Raw genomic sequence first — 517 nt, 5'->3', positions numbered from 1 at the left:
GCCTAAATTTGAAAAGCTACTCTCTAATTACATTCTTAGGTTTGGCTTTGAAAAAACGGTACTTGAAATCATGTATCCATTTTTAGAAAAAATAGGGATTCTATGGCTCTCAGGGAATATAACGCCTATTCAGGAGCATTTTATATCCAACCTTATAAGACAAAAGATAATTGTAGCGGTCGATAGTATTGCCACCACTCAAGATAAGGATGCTGAAGTGGCCGTCTTGTTTTTACCAGAAGAAGAGCTGCATGAAATTGGCCTTTTATTTTATCATTACCTGGCAAAGTCTTTAAACTACAGGACCTACTATCTCGGGCAGCGAGTACCTATGAGCGATCTGATTGCTGTTACAAAATCATTAACACCAAAGCATTTAATTACTTCTATATCGCTAAACAAAACTGAAGAGGAGATTGGGGAATTTATTACCCAACTATCCCAAAAATTCCCCAATAGTGTGGTACTTGTGGCGGGGTATGCTTTTCACCAATATTCTGGTGAAATGCCCAAAAAC

1 protein-coding gene is annotated in these 517 nt (G+C 37.7%); it reads left to right on the top strand.

Features of this window, described 5'->3' with window-relative positions:
• Nucleotides 1-517, top strand: a 517-nt coding sequence (locus tag E1176_RS20095; protein ID WP_343030478.1) for a cobalamin B12-binding domain-containing protein, incomplete at both ends; no start/stop codon positions are given.

It is taken from the genome of Fulvivirga aurantia (genome assembly GCF_009711475.1).
GTDB lineage: Bacteria > Bacteroidota > Bacteroidia > Cytophagales > Cyclobacteriaceae > Fulvivirga > Fulvivirga aurantia.
This window is presented reverse-complemented; position numbering and strand designations above follow the sequence as displayed.